This is a genomic window from Nocardia sp. PLKS1-43 (genome assembly GCF_059510335.1).
The window spans coordinates 496,569-512,976 of the sequence record NZ_JCAJZQ010000001.1 but is presented as its reverse complement, the minus strand read 5'-3'; the positions used below and the strand labels follow the sequence as shown (position 1 = coordinate 512,976).

Below are 16,408 nucleotides of genomic sequence, written 5' to 3'. Positions count from 1 at the left end.
ATGCATGCACTGGGATCAGATGACGGCCACACCGGACGACCTGCGCAAGCGGGCGACGCGCCTGCGCCGGGGCGTCGGGCAGCTCGGCATCATCGAGGCGATCCTCGACGCCGCGTACGGGCCGTGGCTGGGCGTGATGGACGCCGACGGCCGCGGCACCGCGGAACTGCGCATGCACCTGGCGGGCCGCTATCGCCTGACCGCGGTGGTGACCAGCGCCGGGAAGCTGAGCATGGTGCAGCTGCACGCCCCCACGGTCGGCGAACGGGTGATCTCGGGTAAACCCGCCCTGCGGCAGGGTTGGGACGAGACCGTGCCCATGCCCAAACAACCCGATTGGCTGGACTACGTCATCGATTGGGTCGGCGCGGCGAGCGCCGACGTGGACCGCCGCACCGTCATCGCCTGGCAACTCGAGGGCGCGGACCGCCGCCTGGCCGCGATGGACGACACCCTCGACGGGATGCGGGCCAGCCTGGCCGAACGAGAACAGGTCCGCGACGAACTCGCGGCCGAGATCGACCGTCTCCGTATCGAATTCGACTCCCTGGCCGAACGTTCCGCCGACACGGGCAATCCCTCCGGCGAAGCCGAAACGGTCGCTCCCGGAATCCGAGGCGCCGACATCCCCGATGAAACACCAACGGCCACAGCCGAATTCCCCACCGACCACGATCCCGCCGAATCCATCGTTGCCGCAGTCGGGGACCCCGCGGAACCCGGCACGAACGACCCCGAAATCCATGGCGAACCCGGAACTTCCGACCTCGCCGGTCCCCCCGAGGGTCACCCGCCCCGGCCCGATGTGCTTCCGCAGCCGAATCCGGACGCCGCGTCCGCCACCCGCCTCCCGCGAGCCGACGCTGATACCCGGCTCTGAGTTTCGGCCTGAGTCGAGCAGATTCGAAGGTTCGCCGAGACATCCGCGCACTGCATGCCTCGATGCGTTTTCGCAGGGCTGAACACAGTGCAACGCCGTCCGGGGCTCGAGCCCGAACGGCGTTGCGCGAGGTAAGAACTCGCCCGGTGAATATCGGCCGAGCGGTCCGGATTACGGAGTGGAATAACCGATCAGTGCGCCGATGCCCGCGCCGATCGGAATGGTCACGAGGGCACCGACGCCGCCGAGGAAGAATCCGATCACCGCGCCGATACCGGCGCCGATCAGCGCGCCCACACCCGCGTTGTACTGCTTGCGCGCGTTCGTGGCGTCGTCGATCGACTTGACGACGCTCGACGACGCGGATTGCGATGTGAGGGTGAGGGTTCGGCCGTCGTTCCCGATCCGTGGAGTGAGGGCGACGACACCGGCGGCGGACCGCAGGCCCAGCGGAACCGTGGCCACGACGGCGCCGGCGGCGTTTGTGAGCGTGACCGACCGGGCGTCGGGCGCGAGGGCGAACCGACCCGCCGCGACGGTCGCGGCCACACCGGTGTGGTCCGCGGTCGGCGCGACCGAATACTGCACGCCGTGATCGGCTCCCTGGATGCCGGTGGCAGCGGGAGTGACAGGCTGTGCTTGGACGACGCCCGCGGTGACGCCGGTGGCGCCGATCGCGAGCAGCGCGGTAGCAGCGAACTTCTTGGCTCTCATATGCATTCCCCTCAAATCCGTCGGTGATCTACCGACACGTCCGACCCCCGACGCTTCGACCGGATCCATTCTGGCGGAAGCCTCGCGGGGGCGGTTGTTTTTGGATCACATTGCCCGACAAGGTTTCCGTGGATGAGAGTGCCCGGAACCGCTGCCGCACGCCACCCGAACCGGGCGCGCAGTGTCCTTACCACGGGATATCAGCAGGTAGACCCATACCGGTGATCTGGATCACAGAATCGCCGCGAGTGGGGAAACCGTTGCGCGCCAGGCGGATAGCCCGCCCGGCGCTCGAACCGATCAACTCCGGTAATACCGCCGCGGCCCGCCGGGATACTGCCGCGCCCAGCCCCTGCGGCCGCGAATGAATACGAAGAACAGCACCGGGAATACGAAGAGCGGAACGAAATGGGTCTCCGCCGCGAGTACGACGGCGAGTATCACCACCGCGATCACCAGCACCGGAAGCAGCGGCCGAGCCGGCCGGGGCGGCGGCGGCTGCGGTGGCCGCGGATTCATCGGACGCGGCAGATCGCTGAACAGCACCGCGAGGTCCGCGGTCGTCTTCGCGGCGTAGGCGCGGGCCACTCGATCGTCGTATTCGTCGACCTCGAGCCGCCCGGCCGCGAAATGTTCGCCCAGCGATGCGGCCGCCTGTTCGCGTTCGGCCGTTCCGATCCGCACGGCCCCCGAGGAGGCGGGCACTCCGAAGCCCGCGGCGTCTGAATCGGCCATCGCTACCGCCTCACCGAAAATTTCCGACAATCGAGTCTGTTACCAGGGTAGAACGCTCGCGGACCGGCGCGCCTGCGCCGCGAGACGTATTCGCGGCTGCGCTCGGCGGCGCAGTCCGCCACGATCGGTGCGGATATCGCGGAACCTCGCAATCCCCGTGCCCGCCCGGCATTTCCGGATATCCGGCGGCACTGTGCGCCGCATCGGGCCGAGAAGGTGTTCGCGCAGAGCCGAATCGGCACGCCACGAAGTTCCGCAACCGACGCTGGCCAGGCATTTCCCCGTTCATCGCGAGGCCGCGGTGTGATCTGTCATCCGGCGATGCATACCCGTCAATCTGTTTTCCGGCCGATAACGCAGGTCGGTCGCGTCGACGGGACCGCAAGATCGTCGTAGCGTCGATACGGTGACCGCACCGGAGAACCTCCCCACCACCGCGGGCGAGCTGCGTGCCGCCGGATATCTGCCGCGCAGCGTGAAGTCCGAGATCCGCGAGAACCTGCTTGCCCTGCTCAGCTCCGGCGGCGACCCCTGGCCAGGCATCGTCGGCTTCGACCGAACCGTGCTGCCGCAGCTCGAGCGGGCCCTGCTGGCCGGACACGACGTCGTCCTGCTCGGTGAGCGCGGCCAGGGCAAGACCCGGTTGCTGCGCACGCTCATCGGGCTGCTCGACGAGTGGACGCCCGTCATCGCGGGCGCCGAACTGGGCGAACATCCGCTCGATCCGATCAGCCCGGCCGGACGACGGCTGGCCGCCGAACTCGGCGACGATCTGCCGGTGGCCTGGCGGCATCGCTCCGAGCGGTATGCCGAGAAACTGGCCACCCCCGACACCTCGGTCGGCGACCTGATCGGCGATGTCGATCCGGTGAAGGTCGCCGAGGGCCGCAGCCTGGGCGATCCGGAGACCATTCACTTCGGCCTCGTCCCGCGCGCGCATCGGGGCGTCGTCGCGGTGAACGAACTGCCCGATCTGGCCGAGCGCATCCAGGTCGCGCTGCTGAACGTGATGGAGGAGCGCGATATCCAGGTCCGCGGCTATACGCTGCGCCTGCCACTGGACGTTTTGCTGGTCGCCACGGCCAACCCCGAGGACTACACCAACCGCGGCCGCATCATCACCCCGCTCAAGGACCGCTTCGGCGCGGAGATCCGCACCCACTACCCGCTCGATGTGGAGTCCGAGGTGGATCTGGTCCGCCAGGAGGCCGAACTGGTCGCCGAGGTGGGCGATCCGCTGATCGAGGTGCTGGCCCGGTTCGTGCGTCAATTGCGTGAATCGCCCGCGATCGACCAGCGCTCGGGCGTGTCGGCTCGTTTCGCTGTCGCGGCGGCCGAAACGGTGGCCGCGGCCGCCCTGCGCCGTTCGGCGATCACCGGGGAGAGCCCGGCGGTCGCGCGCCCCGTCGATCTGGAGTCGGTACCGGCGGTGTTGCGCGGCAAGCTCGAGTTCGAATCCGGTGAGGAAGGCCGCGAACAGGAACATCTGACCCATCTGATGCGCCGCGCGTTCTCCGAGACCGCCCGCGCCCGCCTCGGCGGGGTGAATCTGCGTCCACTGGCAACCGCGGTCGGCGACGGCAATCTGGTCACCACCGGCGAACGCGTCCCGGGCAAGGATGTGTTGTCCGCACTGCCCGAGCTGCCGGTGCTGCACGAGGTCGCCGAACGCCTCGGCGTCGCCCCCACCGAACCGCCGACCCGGATCGCGGCCGCCGTGGAATTCGCGCTCGAGGCGCTGTTCCTGGCCCGGCAGGTCGCCAAGGACACCGACGACGGCATGGCGGTCTACGGTTCGTGACCGCCGTCGAATCCCCTTGTGAGAGATCATGACTGCCCCTGATCGCTATTCCTACGGCCCGTACCACGACGGGCCCGATCCGCTCGCGCCGCCACTGGATCTGCGCGACGCCCTGGATCAGATCGGGCGCGAGGTGATGGAGGGCAGCTCGCCGCGGCGGGCGATGGAAGAGCTGCTGCGCCGCGGCATGCGCGATATGCGCGGCCTGGACGAGCTGACCCGGCGGGTCTGGCAGCGTCGCGCCGATATCACCCGGCACAACCGGCTCGACGGCACGCTGCAGGAGGTGCGCCGCCTGTTGGACGAGGCCCTGGACGCCGAACGCCGCGCGCTGTTCCCCGACCCGTCCGACGACGCCCGCTTCGCCGAGGCCCAGCTCGACGCGCTGCCCCCGAGCACCGCGGCCGCGGTCGGCGAGCTGTCCGAGTACGACTGGCGCTCGGAGACCGGCCGGGAGAACTACCGCAAGATCCGCGACATGCTCGGTCAGGAACTGCTCGAATCGCGTTTCCAGGGCATGAAGCAGGCGCTGCAGAGCACCACGCCGCAGGATGTCGAGCGCATCAAGCGGATGATGTCCGATCTCAACGATCTGCTCGCCGCACACGCCCGCGGCGAGGACACCGAACAGCAGTTCGCCGAATTCATGGCCGAACACGGCGAATTCTTCCCGGAGAATCCGCGCGACACCGACGAGCTGATCGATGCGCTCGCCGCGCGTTCGGCCGCCGCGCAACGCATGCTCAACTCGATGTCCGAGCAGCAGCGTGCCGAACTGTCCGAGCTGATCGGGCAGGCGTTCGGCGATCCGGAGGTCGCCGCGCAGGTCGCCGCGCTGGATGCGAACCTGCGAGCGCTGCGCCCCGGCGAGGACTGGGAGTCCGCGCAGCGATTCCGCGGACAGGATCCGCTCGGAATGGGCGAGGGTGCCCAAGCCATGCAGGATCTGGCCGAACTCGACGCGCTGGCCGAACAGCTCGGCCAGTCCTATCCCGGTGCGCGGCTCGAGGATATCGACCTCGACGCGCTGACTCGCCAGCTCGGTGACGAGGCTCGCGTCGATGCTCGGCGGCTGGCCGAACTGGAGCGCGAGCTGCGCCGCCAGGGTCTGTTCGAGCGGGCGCCGGACGGGTCGTTGCGGTTGACGCCCAAGGCATTACGCCGCTTGGGCGAAACCGCGCTGCGGTCGGTCATCGGGCAGTTGCGGTCGCGGCGCGGCGAGCGGGACACCGCTCTGGCGGGCGCGGCGGGCGAGCCGACGGGCGCGTCGCGGGCGTGGCGATTCGGCGATACCGAGCCCTGGGATGTCTCGCGGACCGTGCGCAACGCGGTGCTGCGCTCGGCCTCGGCGGCCAGCCGCACCGTGCGCCTGGATGTCTCCGACGTCGAGATCGCCGAGACCGAACAGCGCTCACGGGCGGCCGTGGCGCTGTGCGTGGATACCTCCTGGTCGATGGTGCAGGAGGGCCGATGGGTGCCGATGAAGCGCACCGCCCTGGCCCTGCACCAGCTGATCAGCACCCGATTCCGTTCCGACGCACTGGAAGTGATCACCTTCGGCCGCCACGCGGGCTCGGTGGATGTTGCCGAATTGACTGCGCTGGAAGGGGTTTGGGAGCAGGGCACCAATCTGCACCACGCCCTGCTGCTGGCCGGTCGGCATCTGCGCCGGCACCCCGACGCGGTGCCGGTGGTGCTGGTCGTCACCGACGGCGAACCCACCGCCCACCTGGAATCCGACGGCGAGGCCTACTTCAGCTGGCCACCCCAGCCCCGAACCCTGGCCGTCACCATGACCCAGGTCGACGCCCTGGCCAAACTCGGCGCCTCCATCACGGTCTTCATGCTCGGCGACGAACCCCGCCTGGCCTCCTTCGTGGACCTGGTGGCCCGCCGCACCGGCGGGCGCGTCATCGCCCCCGACCTCGACGGCCTCGGCGCGGCTGTGGTCAGCGACTACCTGCACGGCCGCCGCCGAACCTGATCATCGCGTGTCCCACGGACCGGCCGGACGACGACTGGTTCAGCGCCGAGAACACCCGGCGCACAACGTCATTCGAACAGGTCGAGGGTTGGGTGGGATTCCCGGCCGCGCACCTCGATCGAGCCGAAGACGAGATCAGGGGGCGGGACGAGGCCCAGATGTTCCCAGGCGGCCGCGGTGGCGACGCGGCCGCGGGGGGTGCGGGCGACCATTCCGGCGCGGACCAGGAAGGGTTCGCACACCTCCTCGACGGTTGCGGCCTCCTCGCCCACCGCGACAGCCAGGGTCGAAACGCCCACCGGGCCACCGCCGAAGCTGCGAACCAGTGCGCCGAGCACCGCGCGGTCGAGGCGGTCCAGGCCCAAACCGTCGACGTCGTACACGGCCAGGGCGGCCTGGGCGATCTCGACTGTGATCACGCCGTCGGCACGCACCTCGGCATAGTCACGCACCCGGCGCAGCAGGCGGTTGGCGATCCGGGGGGTGCCGCGTGATCGACCGGCGATCTCCGCCGCGGCATCGGATTCCAGGCGCACACCCAGAATGTGCGCCGAACGCTCCAGAATCCGTTGCAGCTCATCGGCTTCGTAGAAATCCATATGTCCGGTGAATCCGAAGCGGTCGCGCAGCGGACCGGTCAGCGCGCCCGAGCGCGTAGTCGCGCCGACGAGGGTGAACGGCGCGATGTCCAAGGGAATCGATGTCGCCCCGGGGCCCTTGCCGACCACCACGTCCACCCGGAAATCCTCCATCGCCAGATAGAGCATCTCTTCGGCCGGGCGGGCCATGCGATGGATCTCGTCGATGAACAGCACATCGCCCTCGACCAGATTGCTCAGCATCGCGGCCAGATCACCGGCGCGTTCGAGCGCCGGACCGGAGGTGATGCGCAATGCCGACCCGAGTTCCCCGGCGATGATCATCGCCATACTGGTCTTACCCAGTCCGGGCGGGCCCGACAGCAGTACGTGATCGGGGGTGCCGCCACGCAATTTCGCACCGCGCAGCACCAGCGCCAACTGTTCGCGCACCCGCGGCTGACCGATGAAATCGTCCAGGGATTTGGGCCGCAGACTCGCCTCGACCTCACCGTCGGAGTTGAGATAGCTTGCGGTGACCGGAGATTGCTCCTGCTCGAACTCCTCACCCATCCGCCGTTACCGGTTCTTCCCGAGCATTCCCAGCGCCGCGCGCAGCGTCTTGGAGGTGTCCAACCCCGGATCCTCGGCCAGGACGGCATCCACCGCCGGTTCGGCCTGTTTGACTCCGAATCCGAGTCCGACGAGGGCCTCGATCACCTGATCGCGCACCGGCGTGACCACCGGCGCCGGTGCGACACCGGGCGGACCCGATTGCACCGGAACGAGATTCACCTTGTCCCGCAGTTCGACCACCATCCGCTCGGCCCCGCGCTTGCCGATACCGGGGACGCGAGTCAGCGCGGCCACATTGCTCTCCGCCAGAGCTTTGCGCAACGCCTCGGGTTCGAGTACCGCCAGCACCGCCATCGCCAGCCGCGGCCCCACGCCGGACACGGTCTGCAACAGACCGAACAGATCCCGCGCCTCGGTATCGGCGAAGCCGAACAGCGTCATCGAATCCTCGCGCACGATCATCGCGGTGAACAGTCGCGATTCCTCGCCGCGGGTGAGGGTGGACAGCGTCGCGGGTGTCGCGTTGAGCCGGTAGCCGACCCCGGCGGCCTCGATCACCGCATGATCGAGGCCGATCTCGAGCACCTCACCGCGTACCGACGCGATCACCGGTTCACCGCCTTCCGTTGCCGGGCAAGTCGTTCCGCATATCTGCGCCGCTGTTCTTCGGCCATGGCCTCGGCCTTGGCCATCCGCTCCTGCATCGGCGCCCGCCAACAATGACAGATCGCCAGGGCGAGCGCATCGGCGGCATCGGCCGGTTTCGGCGCGGCGGCCAGGCCCAGAATCCTGGTCACCATCGCGGTGACCTGCGCCTTGTCCGCGGACCCGTTGCCGGTGACCGCCGCCTTCACCTGGCTGGGCGTGTGGAACGCCACCGGGATGCCGCGCCGCGCGGCGGCCAGCGCGATCACGCCGCCCGCCTGTGCGGTACCCATCGCGGTGCGCACATTGTGCTGGGAGAACACCCGCTCGATCGCGACCGCGTCGGGCCGGTGGGTGTCCATCCACTGCTCGGCGGCATCGGAAACCGCCAGCAACCGATGCGCGAGATCCATCTCCGGCGGCGTGCGCACCACGTCCACGCCCACCGCGCTCACCTGCCGCCCGAGCCCGCCCCGCACAACGCTCAGACCGCACCGGGTGAGCCCGGGATCCACACCCATCACCCGCACGTAAGCACCCCTACCCGATTCGCGAACAGTTGTTCGAAGTCTAGAGGACGACCCGCAACCCGCCCGATACCGACACGAATGGCCCTACCGCGTCCGCACATCCGCCCGCATGTGCGCGGGCAGGCACAGCAGGGTCGGATCGTTCGCGCGAGCTGCCCACTGCCGCATGGGATCGCTGACCAGCCGCCGTTCCCGCAGATCCAGCAAGCCGCTGACATGACCGACGGTGGCCGACAATTCACCGTCCGCTCGGGTCAGCTCGTGTTCGACGCGGTAGGTCTTGCCGTCGGACCAGACCCACGAACAGGTCACGTCCACACTGTCGCCCGCGCGCAACTCCCGGTGGTACCGGATGGTGGTCTCCAGATTCACCGGCCCCAAGCCCGCCGCCAGCAGGTCCGCCACCGAGATGCCCGCCGCCTGCACACATTCGAAACGCGCATGGTCGGCATACTGCTGATAGGCGGAGCCGGTGACATGCAACTGCGGATCGAGGTCGGACAGCCGGACCTCGAGCCGGATCGAGAACGGTTCCTGCGAGTTCGTCACGGACCAGCTGTATCAGAGACCACCGACATCTTTCCCGCGAGAACGCCCGGACCGGCCCGTTCTCGAATTCGCGGTCACCCCAGCGCGTTCTCGAACGCCCGGTACGCGTCGGCGCCGAACAGTACGAAGCTGATCCGTCGCACGTCCGTGCGCGCCGCCCGCACCGTTTCGATCGCGATTCGGGCGCCGTCGTCCATGGGCCAGCCGAAGACTCCGGTGGATATCGCGGGAAAAGCCACCGTCGCCGCGCCCAGTTCGCCGGCGACGGCCAGTGACTCGCGATAGCAGGAGGCCAACAGCTCCGAACGATCGTCGCGGGCCGACCACACCGGGCCGACCGTGTGAATCACCCAGCGCGCGGGCAGATTTCCGGCAGTGGTGGCCACCGCGGCGCCGGTCGGCAGCCCGTTGCCGAAGCGGGATGCGCGCAGCTCCCGGCACTCGGCGAGAATGGCCGGGCCGCCCTTGCGGTGATATCGCCCCGCACCAGAACGAGTTCGCCCATGTGCTCATTGTGCCCGCCCGCAGGACCGATCGCGCACGCGTTTGCCGGCGGGCATACCGGTCCGGCCGGAGCGATGCCGGACGGAACCGGACGGTCGCATACGGTACCAGCATGGCCTGGTTGTTGTTGATCGTCTCGGGACTCATGGAGACCGCGTGGGCGATCTCGCTGGAGAAGTCCGAAGGATTCAGCAAGCTGTGGCCGACTGTGGGCTTCGTGGCCGCGCTGGCGCTGAGTATGGCCGGACTCGGCTACGCGCTGCGCACGATCCCCGTCGGCACCGGTTACGCGGTCTGGGTCGGCATCGGCGCGGTCGGCACGGCTCTGGCCGGGATGCTGTGGCTGGGTGAGTCCACCGCAGTGGGCCGCATCGTATGCCTGCTGCTGATCGTGGCGGGAGTGGTGGGGCTCAGGACATTTCACTGACCGCACACGGCCATGGGTGTACCGCGGTCCGCGCCGGCCGCCGGCGCGGACCGCGAAAGCCTCAGCAGTACTGGCAGATTCCGGTGGCAGGCAGCTGAATGAAGCACTGCGGGCACACCGCCGGAGCCGCGACCGGATCGGGCTCCGGCTCGGCCGCACGCGCGGTGACCGCTCCGCGCCGCGCCGCGACCTTCGGGGTCAGCGGCGGCACCCCACCGTCGGCAGGAACGTCCGCACCGTAGGTCTGGTAGCACTGCCAACGCGCGTAGGCCGCATGCAGTTCCATATCCTCCGGCCGCGGCAGCCCGGCGAGTTCGAGAACGTATTTGTAGCTGTCCCCGACAGTGTGGTTGGCCCGCACGCACAATGCGGTCAGCGGCGGCTCGCCCGCGCTGTGGCAGCGGCGCGCGACCTTGCGCAGAATCGCGTCGATCCAGGTTCGGGTCGGGGCGTCGGTTCGCACGCCCGACATCTCCTGCACCCGCTCGGCCAACTCTTCGACGGTCACGAAATGTCCATAGCCGGTGGCGGTTTCGGCGAGGACCCCATGGGCGGCCAGCGCCCATGCGACGGCGGCGTCGCGGAACGACACTGCCGTGCCGTCGCCCGCGCGCCATGCTCCTGAAATTGTGGTGGCGGCAGTTTTCATAGCCCTTCAAAAGTAACTCTCGATGCTCGCTCGCCCAGCACCGACCCACCTTTTTCGACCATTCCGTTGCCGAATTTCACGCCGGTCCGGCGAGTTCGCTCAGCGTGGCCCGCGCTCCCTTCGTGTGCAGCGATTCCAGAGCGGCCAGATAGGGCCGCACGAATCGCGGCTCGTCGATCAGATCGCCGAATACCGAACGGTCGCACAGGAATGCGGTCGGGTCGGCGCGCTGGCGCCGCGCCAGCGGCATCAGCCGATCTCGCAACCGGTCCACCACCTCGATCGGCTCGCCCTGCTCGTCGACCCCCTCGGCATAACGGGCCCAGCTCGCCACGATGGCCGCGGCGCAGTCGATCTCGCCGCCCGCGGCCAGCCGCTCCCGGATGACCGGCAGCACCCACTTCGGAATCCGGTCCGAGGATTCGGCGCACAGCCGGGCGATCGTGTCACCGATCGCGGGATTCCCGAAACGCTCGATCAACGTGCGTTTGTACCGGTCCAGATCGACGCCCGGGACCGGGCGCAACGTCGGGGTGGCCTCGAAATCCATGTACCGCATGAGGAATCGGTCGAACAGCGGATCACGCGCCGCCTCGTCGACCATCCGGTAACCGCACAGGTGTCCGAAGTAGGCGATCCCCTGGTGACTGGCATTGAGCAGTCGCAGCTTCATCAGTTCGTAGGGTGTGACGTCCTCGACCACCTGCACCCCGACCTCTTCGAAGGCCGGCCGGCCGAGAGTGAAGGAATCCTCGAGCACCCATTGCGTGAACGGTTCGGTGATCACCGGCCACCGGTCGGCGATTCCGCTGCGGCGCAACACTTCGGCCTCCGCCTCCGGCGGTGTGACCGGGGTGATCCGATCCACCATCGAATTGGGGAAGCTCACCTCGCGGTCGATCCAGTCCCCCAGTTCCGGGTCCCGCAATCGGGCGAAGGCGCCGAAAACTCGCCGAGCGACATGGCCGTTGCCCTGGATGTTGTCGCAGGACATGACGGTGAACGGCGCGATGCCCGCCGACCGCCGCCGCGCGAGCGCCTCGACCACGAAGCCGAACACCGTGCGCGGCACCGCGCCCGGCTCCAGATCGGCCGCCACGGACGGCTCGTCGGCGTCGAATTCGCCGGTGGTCGCGTCGATTCCGTAGCCGCCCTCGGTGATCGTCAGCGAGACGATGCGCGTCGCCGGATCGGCCAGTTCGGCCAGCACCGCCTCCGGATCGTCGGGCGCGTAGAGATAGTCGATGATCGAGCCGATCACCCGGGTGTCCCAGACCCCGTCGGGACCCACGACCGAGAGGGTGTACTGCCCGTCCTGCGCGGTGAGCACGTCGCGCATGCGGCGGTCACCGGGCAGGACGCCGACGCCGCAGATGGCCCACTCCCTCGATCCGCCCCGCGCGAGTAGCCGGTCGACATACATCGCCTGATGCGCACGGTGGAATCCGCCGACTCCGAAATGCACGATTCCGGCCGTCAATCCGTCCCGGTCATAGGTCGATGGCGAAAGTGTTGTGTGCGTCACATGGCCGATGGTACCGTGTTCCGAGCAATAGATCACCCCGTGAGCAGATGATCATTCGATGAGGAGCATCGTGGCCCCCGAATCCCGGCCCAGCAATCCGGAGGACGTCCGGATGGCCCTGCGCGCCGCGCGGCTCTACCACTTCGAGGGCGCCACCCAGGCCGAAATCGCTGCCGTACTGGGCGTTTCGCGCCCGACCGCCGGGCGGCTCATCGCCCGCGCGCGGGCACAGGGCCTGGTGCGGATCGAGATCGTCGTCCCGGAGGAGCTGCGCGCGCAGCTGCACACCGATCTGGAGCGCGAACTCGAGGCGGCCTTCGGGCTGACCGAGGCGGTCGTACTCGGCGAGGCGCCCGACGACTCCCCCGCGAGCCTGGCCCCGCTGGCCCGCGCCGCGGTCGCGGTGCTCGGGCGCCGGCTGCGCCCGGAGGCCACCCTCGGATTCACCTGGGGGCCCGAAACCATCGCGGTGGCAACCGAATTGGGCCCGCATTCGGCGCGCTGCGCCACCGTCGTCCAGCTCGACGGCTCGCTGACCTCCTCGGACTACCAGACCGGCGTCGAATTCACCCTCGGCCGCTGCGCCACCCAACTGCAGGCCAACCCGGTCCGGCTGCACGCGCCGCTGTACGCCGACGCCGCGACGGTCACCGCGCTGGAACAGGATTCGGTCCTGGGCCGTGCCATCGCACTGGGCCGCACGGCCGAGGTGATGATGTTCGGCGTCGGCACGGCCTCCACCGCTACCACCCTGTTCGAGGGCAGCTATCTGGACACCACCCTGCTCGACGAGTTGCGCGGCCTCGGCGCGGTCGGCGAGATCGGCGGGCGCTTCTTCCGCGCCGACGGCACCGACGTCCCCGGATCCCTTGCCGCACGCACGGTCTCGGTAGGCCTCGACGCGATCCGCGCCTGCGGCTGCACGGTGCTGATCTCCGGAGGCGAGCCCAAACACCAGGCCGTTCTCGGCGCGTTGCGCGGCGGGCTGGCCACGATCCTGGTCACCGACATCGAGTGCGCGCGGTGGCTGCTGGAAAAGAAGGAGGGCGCAGGCCCATGACAACGCCCAGGAACAAGAACGGCCCCGGCCGCATCAGGCGGCACGCGAAAGGTCTGGCGGCACTGGCGCTCTCGTCGGTACTGGCACTGAGCGGCTGTGCGGGTGCTGGCTCGTTCACCTCCGGCGGCGGCCGCACGGTCACCATCGCGATGGTCTCCAATTCACAGATGCAGGACGCGATCAAACTCTCCGGCGAATTCGAGCGCGCCAATCCCGGTATCAAGCTCAAATTCGTCTCGCTGTCGGAGAACGAGGCGCGCGCCAAGATCACCTCCTCGGTCGCCACCGGCGGCGGCGAATTCGACGTGGTGATGATCAGCAACTACGAGACGCCGCAGTGGGCCGCGGACGGCTGGCTCACCGACCTGGCTCCCTACCAGGCGAAAACTCCCGGCTACGACGCGGCCGACTTCATCTCCTCGCTGCGAAACTCCTTGTCCTACAAGGGCGATATGTACTCGGTGCCGTTCTACGGTGAGTCCTCGTTCCTGATGTACCGCAAGGACCTGTTCCAGCAGGCCGGCCTGACCATGCCCGATCAGCCGACCTGGGATCAGGTGGCCCGGTTCGCCGCGAAGCTGAACGATCCGGCGCACGGGCATTCGGGCATCTGCCTGCGCGGCGACCCGGGCTGGGGCGAGACCCTGGCCCCGCTGGACACTGTGATCAACACCTTCGGCGGACGCTGGTTCGACGAGAACTGGCATGCCCAGCTCACCAGTCCGCAGGTGCGCGAGGCAGTGAACTTCTACGTCGACCTGGTCCGCGAGTACGGCGAACCCGGCGCGGCGACAAGCGGTTTCAGCGAATGCGCCACACAGTTGTCCCAGGGCGACACGGCCATGTGGTACGACGCCACCTCCGCGGTCGGCGTGCTCGAGGATCCCTCGGCGAGCAAGGTGGTCGGCAAGATCGGCTACGTCCTGGCTCCGGTCGCGCAGAAGCCGAACTCCGGCTGGCTCTACACCTGGTCGCTGGGCATTCCCAAGACCAGCCACAATGCCGACGCCGCATGGAAATTCATCTCCTGGATGACCAGCAAGGAATACATCCGGCACGTCGGCGCGAAGCTCGGCTGGTCGCATGTGCCGCCGGGCAGCCGCAACTCCACCTACCAGATCCCGCAGTACGCGGAGGCCGCCAAGGCGTACGGGCCGGTCACCCTGCAGGCGATGTCGACCGTGGATCCGGAACATCCCACGGTGCAACCGGTTCCGTACACCGGCATCCAGTTCCTGGCCATCCCGGAGTTCCAGGATCTGGGTACCCGGGTGAGCCAGCAGATCAGCGCGGCGATCGCGGGGCGGGAGAGCGTGCAGACCGCACTCGAGCAGTCCCAGGAGTATGCCGAGACCGTCGGCAGGTCGTATCGAGGGAATCAGTGATGTCCGTGTCCATGCATACCCCCACCCCACCACCCCGGTCGGCCACCACGGCCCCCGCGGCCACCCCACCGTCGGAAATCATCCGGCGCGCCCAGAGCGTCTCCCGCGCCGAGGGCTGGCGCAAGCGCGGCCCGCTGCTGCCGGCGCTGATCTTCATGATCGTGGTCACCCAGATCCCGTTCGTGTTCACCCTGTACTACTCGACGCAGTCCTGGAACCTGGTCCGGCCGGGTTCGCGGCACTTCGTCGGGCTGGGCAACTACGCGGACGTGTTCCGGGACAACCAGTTCTGGTCGGTCACGCTCAATACGATCATCCTGATCGTCGGCACCGTGATCGTCTCGGTGGTGCTCGGCCTGCTGCTGGCGCTGCTGCTCGATCGCACCTTTCTCGGGCGAGGTGTGGTCCGTACCCTGCTGATCACTCCGTTCCTGGTCACGCCGGTCGCCGCGGCATTGATCTGGAAGACCACGATGCTCGATCCGGTTTTCGGTCTGGTCAACTTCGTGCTGAAACCGTTCGGGGCGGGACAGACCGACTGGGTGAGCAAATTCCCGCTACCCGCGGTTATGGCCGACATGGTCTGGCAGTGGACGCCGTTCATGATGCTGCTGATCCTCGCGGGCCTGCAGTCCATGCCTCGCGACATCACCGAGGCCGCGCGGGTGGACGGGGCGAATTCGCTCCAGGTGTTCCGCGAACTCACCCTGCCGCACCTGCGCCGCTTCATCGAACTGGGCACCGTGCTCGGCGCGATCTACCTGGTCAACACCTTCGACTCGGTGTACATGATGACGCAGGGCGGGCCCGGTATCGCCAGCTCCAACCTGCCCTTCTACATCTATCAGCGCGCCTTCCTCGGCTTCGACATCGGCCAGGCCGCGGCCATGGGCGTAGTCACCGTCATCGGCACGACGGTCGTGGCGACGTTCGCCCTGCGACTGCTGTTCACCTCGTTCACCGGCAAGGAGGAAGCGGCATGACCACCACGACCGCTCCCGCGACCACATCATCTGCGGCGCAACAGGTTCCGGTGCGCCGCCGCCGTAATCGGGCCGGTATCGGCTGGGGTGTGCTGGCCTGGGTCGTGGGTATCGGGATGTTCTTCCCGGTGCTGTGGATGGTGCTCACGGCGTTCAAGCAGGAGGCCGACGCCTACACCAACACCCCGAAGCTGTTCTTCGTCCCCACGCTGGACCAGTTCTCGGCGGTGTTCTCCAGCGGTGTCGGCACGCCCCTGCTCAACTCCGCCTTCGCCACCATCGTCTCCGCGATTCTGGTTCTGGTACTGGGCGTTCCGGCGGCGTTCGCACTGTCGCTGCGCCCGATCACGCGCACCCGCGACGCGCTGATGTTCTTCATCGGCACCAAGATGCTGCCCATCGTGGCCGCGATCATTCCGCTGTACGTGATCGTCGGCGACCTGGGCATGCTGGACAACATCTGGACGCTGGTCATCCTCTACACCGCGATGAATCTGCCGATCGCGGTCTGGATGATGCGCTCGTTCTTCCTGGAGGTCCCGGGCGAGCTGCTCGAGGCGGCCAGTATGGACGGCGCGAGCCTGTGGACCGCGATGCGCGAGGTGATCCTGCCCCTGGTCTCCCCCGGCATCGCCGCCACCGCGCTGATCTGCGTGATCTTCTCCTGGAACGAATTCTTCTTCGCGGTCAACCTGACCGCCGTACAGGCCCAGACCATGCCGGTGTTCCTGGTCGGATTCATCACCGGCGAGGGCCTGTACTGGGCCCGGCTGTCCGCCGCGGCGACCCTGGCCGCCCTGCCCGTCGTCCTGGCCGGTTGGTTCGCCCAGAACAAGCTGGTGCGCGGGCTGTCCTTCGGCGCCATCAAATAAGAGCTCGAGTG

General features: G+C 68.3%; 16 protein-coding genes and 1 pseudogene. 8 read left to right on the top strand and 9 right to left on the bottom strand.

From position 1 onward, the window contains the following. The first annotated feature begins 4 nt into the window (after positions 1-4). Entirely contained in the window at positions 5-880 is an 876-nt protein-coding gene (locus AC5WS7_RS02425; protein WP_495952668.1) for a hypothetical protein, read from the top strand. A gap of 171 nt (positions 881-1,051) precedes the next feature. On the opposite strand, the gene AC5WS7_RS02420 is transcribed toward AC5WS7_RS02425, so the two are convergent. Together AC5WS7_RS02420 and AC5WS7_RS02415 are read right to left on the bottom strand one after the other, a co-directional pair. Beyond that, on the bottom strand, positions 1,052-1,594 hold the full coding sequence (locus AC5WS7_RS02420; RefSeq protein WP_495952667.1) for a DUF8020 domain-containing protein: 543 nt from the start codon (positions 1,592-1,594) through the stop codon (positions 1,052-1,054). Between the two features lie 300 nt (positions 1,595-1,894). Beyond that, the gene (locus AC5WS7_RS02415; RefSeq protein WP_495952666.1) at positions 1,895-2,329 is read right to left on the bottom strand and encodes a DUF1707 SHOCT-like domain-containing protein; all 435 of its coding nucleotides are present in this window, start codon (positions 2,327-2,329) and stop codon (positions 1,895-1,897) included. 406 nt (positions 2,330-2,735) lie between these two features. Between AC5WS7_RS02415 and AC5WS7_RS02410 the strand changes: the two genes are divergently transcribed. After that, positions 2,736-4,130 carry an ATP-binding protein gene (locus AC5WS7_RS02410; protein ID WP_495952665.1) on the top strand — a complete coding sequence of 465 codons (1,395 nt, stop codon included), beginning with the start codon at positions 2,736-2,738 and terminating at the stop codon, positions 4,128-4,130. Positions 4,131-4,158: 28 nt separating this feature from the next. Beyond that, entirely contained in the window at positions 4,159-6,114 is a 1,956-nt protein-coding gene (locus tag AC5WS7_RS02405; protein WP_495952664.1) for a vWA domain-containing protein, read from the top strand. A gap of 68 nt (positions 6,115-6,182) precedes the next feature. On the opposite strand, the gene ruvB is transcribed toward AC5WS7_RS02405, so the two are convergent. From ruvB to AC5WS7_RS02380, 5 genes and pseudogenes are all read right to left on the bottom strand, one after another. Then, the gene (gene ruvB / locus AC5WS7_RS02400; RefSeq protein ID WP_495952663.1) at positions 6,183-7,265 is read right to left on the bottom strand and encodes a Holliday junction branch migration DNA helicase RuvB; all 1,083 of its coding nucleotides are present in this window, start codon (positions 7,263-7,265) and stop codon (positions 6,183-6,185) included. Positions 7,266-7,271: 6 nt separating this feature from the next. Next, a complete protein-coding gene (gene ruvA, locus AC5WS7_RS02395; RefSeq protein WP_495952662.1) occupies positions 7,272-7,877 on the bottom strand; it encodes a Holliday junction branch migration protein RuvA in 606 nt (201 codons plus the stop codon). Continuing rightward, positions 7,874-8,443 carry a crossover junction endodeoxyribonuclease RuvC gene (gene ruvC / locus AC5WS7_RS02390; protein ID WP_495952661.1) on the bottom strand — a complete coding sequence of 190 codons (570 nt, stop codon included), beginning with the start codon at positions 8,441-8,443 and terminating at the stop codon, positions 7,874-7,876. Before ruvC ends, ruvA begins: the two co-directional genes overlap by 4 nt. 84 nt (positions 8,444-8,527) lie before the next feature. Beyond that, positions 8,528-8,992: an acyl-CoA thioesterase gene (locus AC5WS7_RS02385; RefSeq protein WP_495952660.1), complete on the bottom strand. Its 465-nt coding sequence runs from the start codon at positions 8,990-8,992 to the stop codon at positions 8,528-8,530. A gap of 74 nt (positions 8,993-9,066) precedes the next feature. Next, a pseudogene (locus AC5WS7_RS02380) lies at positions 9,067-9,474 on the bottom strand (O-acetyl-ADP-ribose deacetylase); the annotation flags it as partial. 134 nt (positions 9,475-9,608) lie between these two features. Here AC5WS7_RS02380 and AC5WS7_RS02375 point away from each other — a divergent pair. Continuing rightward, entirely contained in the window at positions 9,609-9,923 is a 315-nt protein-coding gene (locus tag AC5WS7_RS02375; protein WP_495952659.1) for a DMT family transporter, read from the top strand. 61 nt (positions 9,924-9,984) lie between these two features. Here AC5WS7_RS02375 and AC5WS7_RS02370 read toward each other — a convergent pair whose 3' ends face one another. Next, positions 9,985-10,515 carry a hypothetical protein gene (locus tag AC5WS7_RS02370; protein WP_495952658.1) on the bottom strand — a complete coding sequence of 177 codons (531 nt, stop codon included), beginning with the start codon at positions 10,513-10,515 and terminating at the stop codon, positions 9,985-9,987. 133 nt (positions 10,516-10,648) lie between these two features. Next, positions 10,649-12,097: a mannitol dehydrogenase family protein gene (locus AC5WS7_RS02365; RefSeq protein ID WP_495952657.1), complete on the bottom strand. Its 1,449-nt coding sequence runs from the start codon at positions 12,095-12,097 to the stop codon at positions 10,649-10,651. Between the two features lie 58 nt (positions 12,098-12,155). Here AC5WS7_RS02365 and AC5WS7_RS02360 point away from each other — a divergent pair, with 58 nt between their 5' ends. Genes AC5WS7_RS02360 through AC5WS7_RS02345 form a run of 4 tightly spaced genes read left to right on the top strand, consistent with a single transcriptional unit; the run spans position 12,156 to position 16,397 of the window. Further along, positions 12,156-13,157 carry a sugar-binding transcriptional regulator gene (locus tag AC5WS7_RS02360; protein WP_495952656.1) on the top strand — a complete coding sequence of 334 codons (1,002 nt, stop codon included), beginning with the start codon at positions 12,156-12,158 and terminating at the stop codon, positions 13,155-13,157. Next, positions 13,154-14,542, top strand: a complete 1,389-nt coding sequence (locus tag AC5WS7_RS02355) for an ABC transporter substrate-binding protein (RefSeq protein ID WP_495952655.1) — start codon at positions 13,154-13,156, stop codon at positions 14,540-14,542. Before AC5WS7_RS02360 ends, AC5WS7_RS02355 begins: the two co-directional genes overlap by 4 nt. Then, a complete protein-coding gene (locus AC5WS7_RS02350) occupies positions 14,542-15,525 on the top strand; it encodes a carbohydrate ABC transporter permease (protein ID WP_495952654.1) in 984 nt (327 codons plus the stop codon). Before AC5WS7_RS02355 ends, AC5WS7_RS02350 begins: the two co-directional genes overlap by 1 nt. Continuing rightward, the gene (locus AC5WS7_RS02345) at positions 15,522-16,397 is read left to right on the top strand and encodes a carbohydrate ABC transporter permease (RefSeq protein WP_495952653.1); all 876 of its coding nucleotides are present in this window, start codon (positions 15,522-15,524) and stop codon (positions 16,395-16,397) included. The genes AC5WS7_RS02350 and AC5WS7_RS02345 overlap by 4 nt, the downstream gene beginning before the upstream one ends. Positions 16,398-16,408 lie beyond the last annotated feature (11 nt).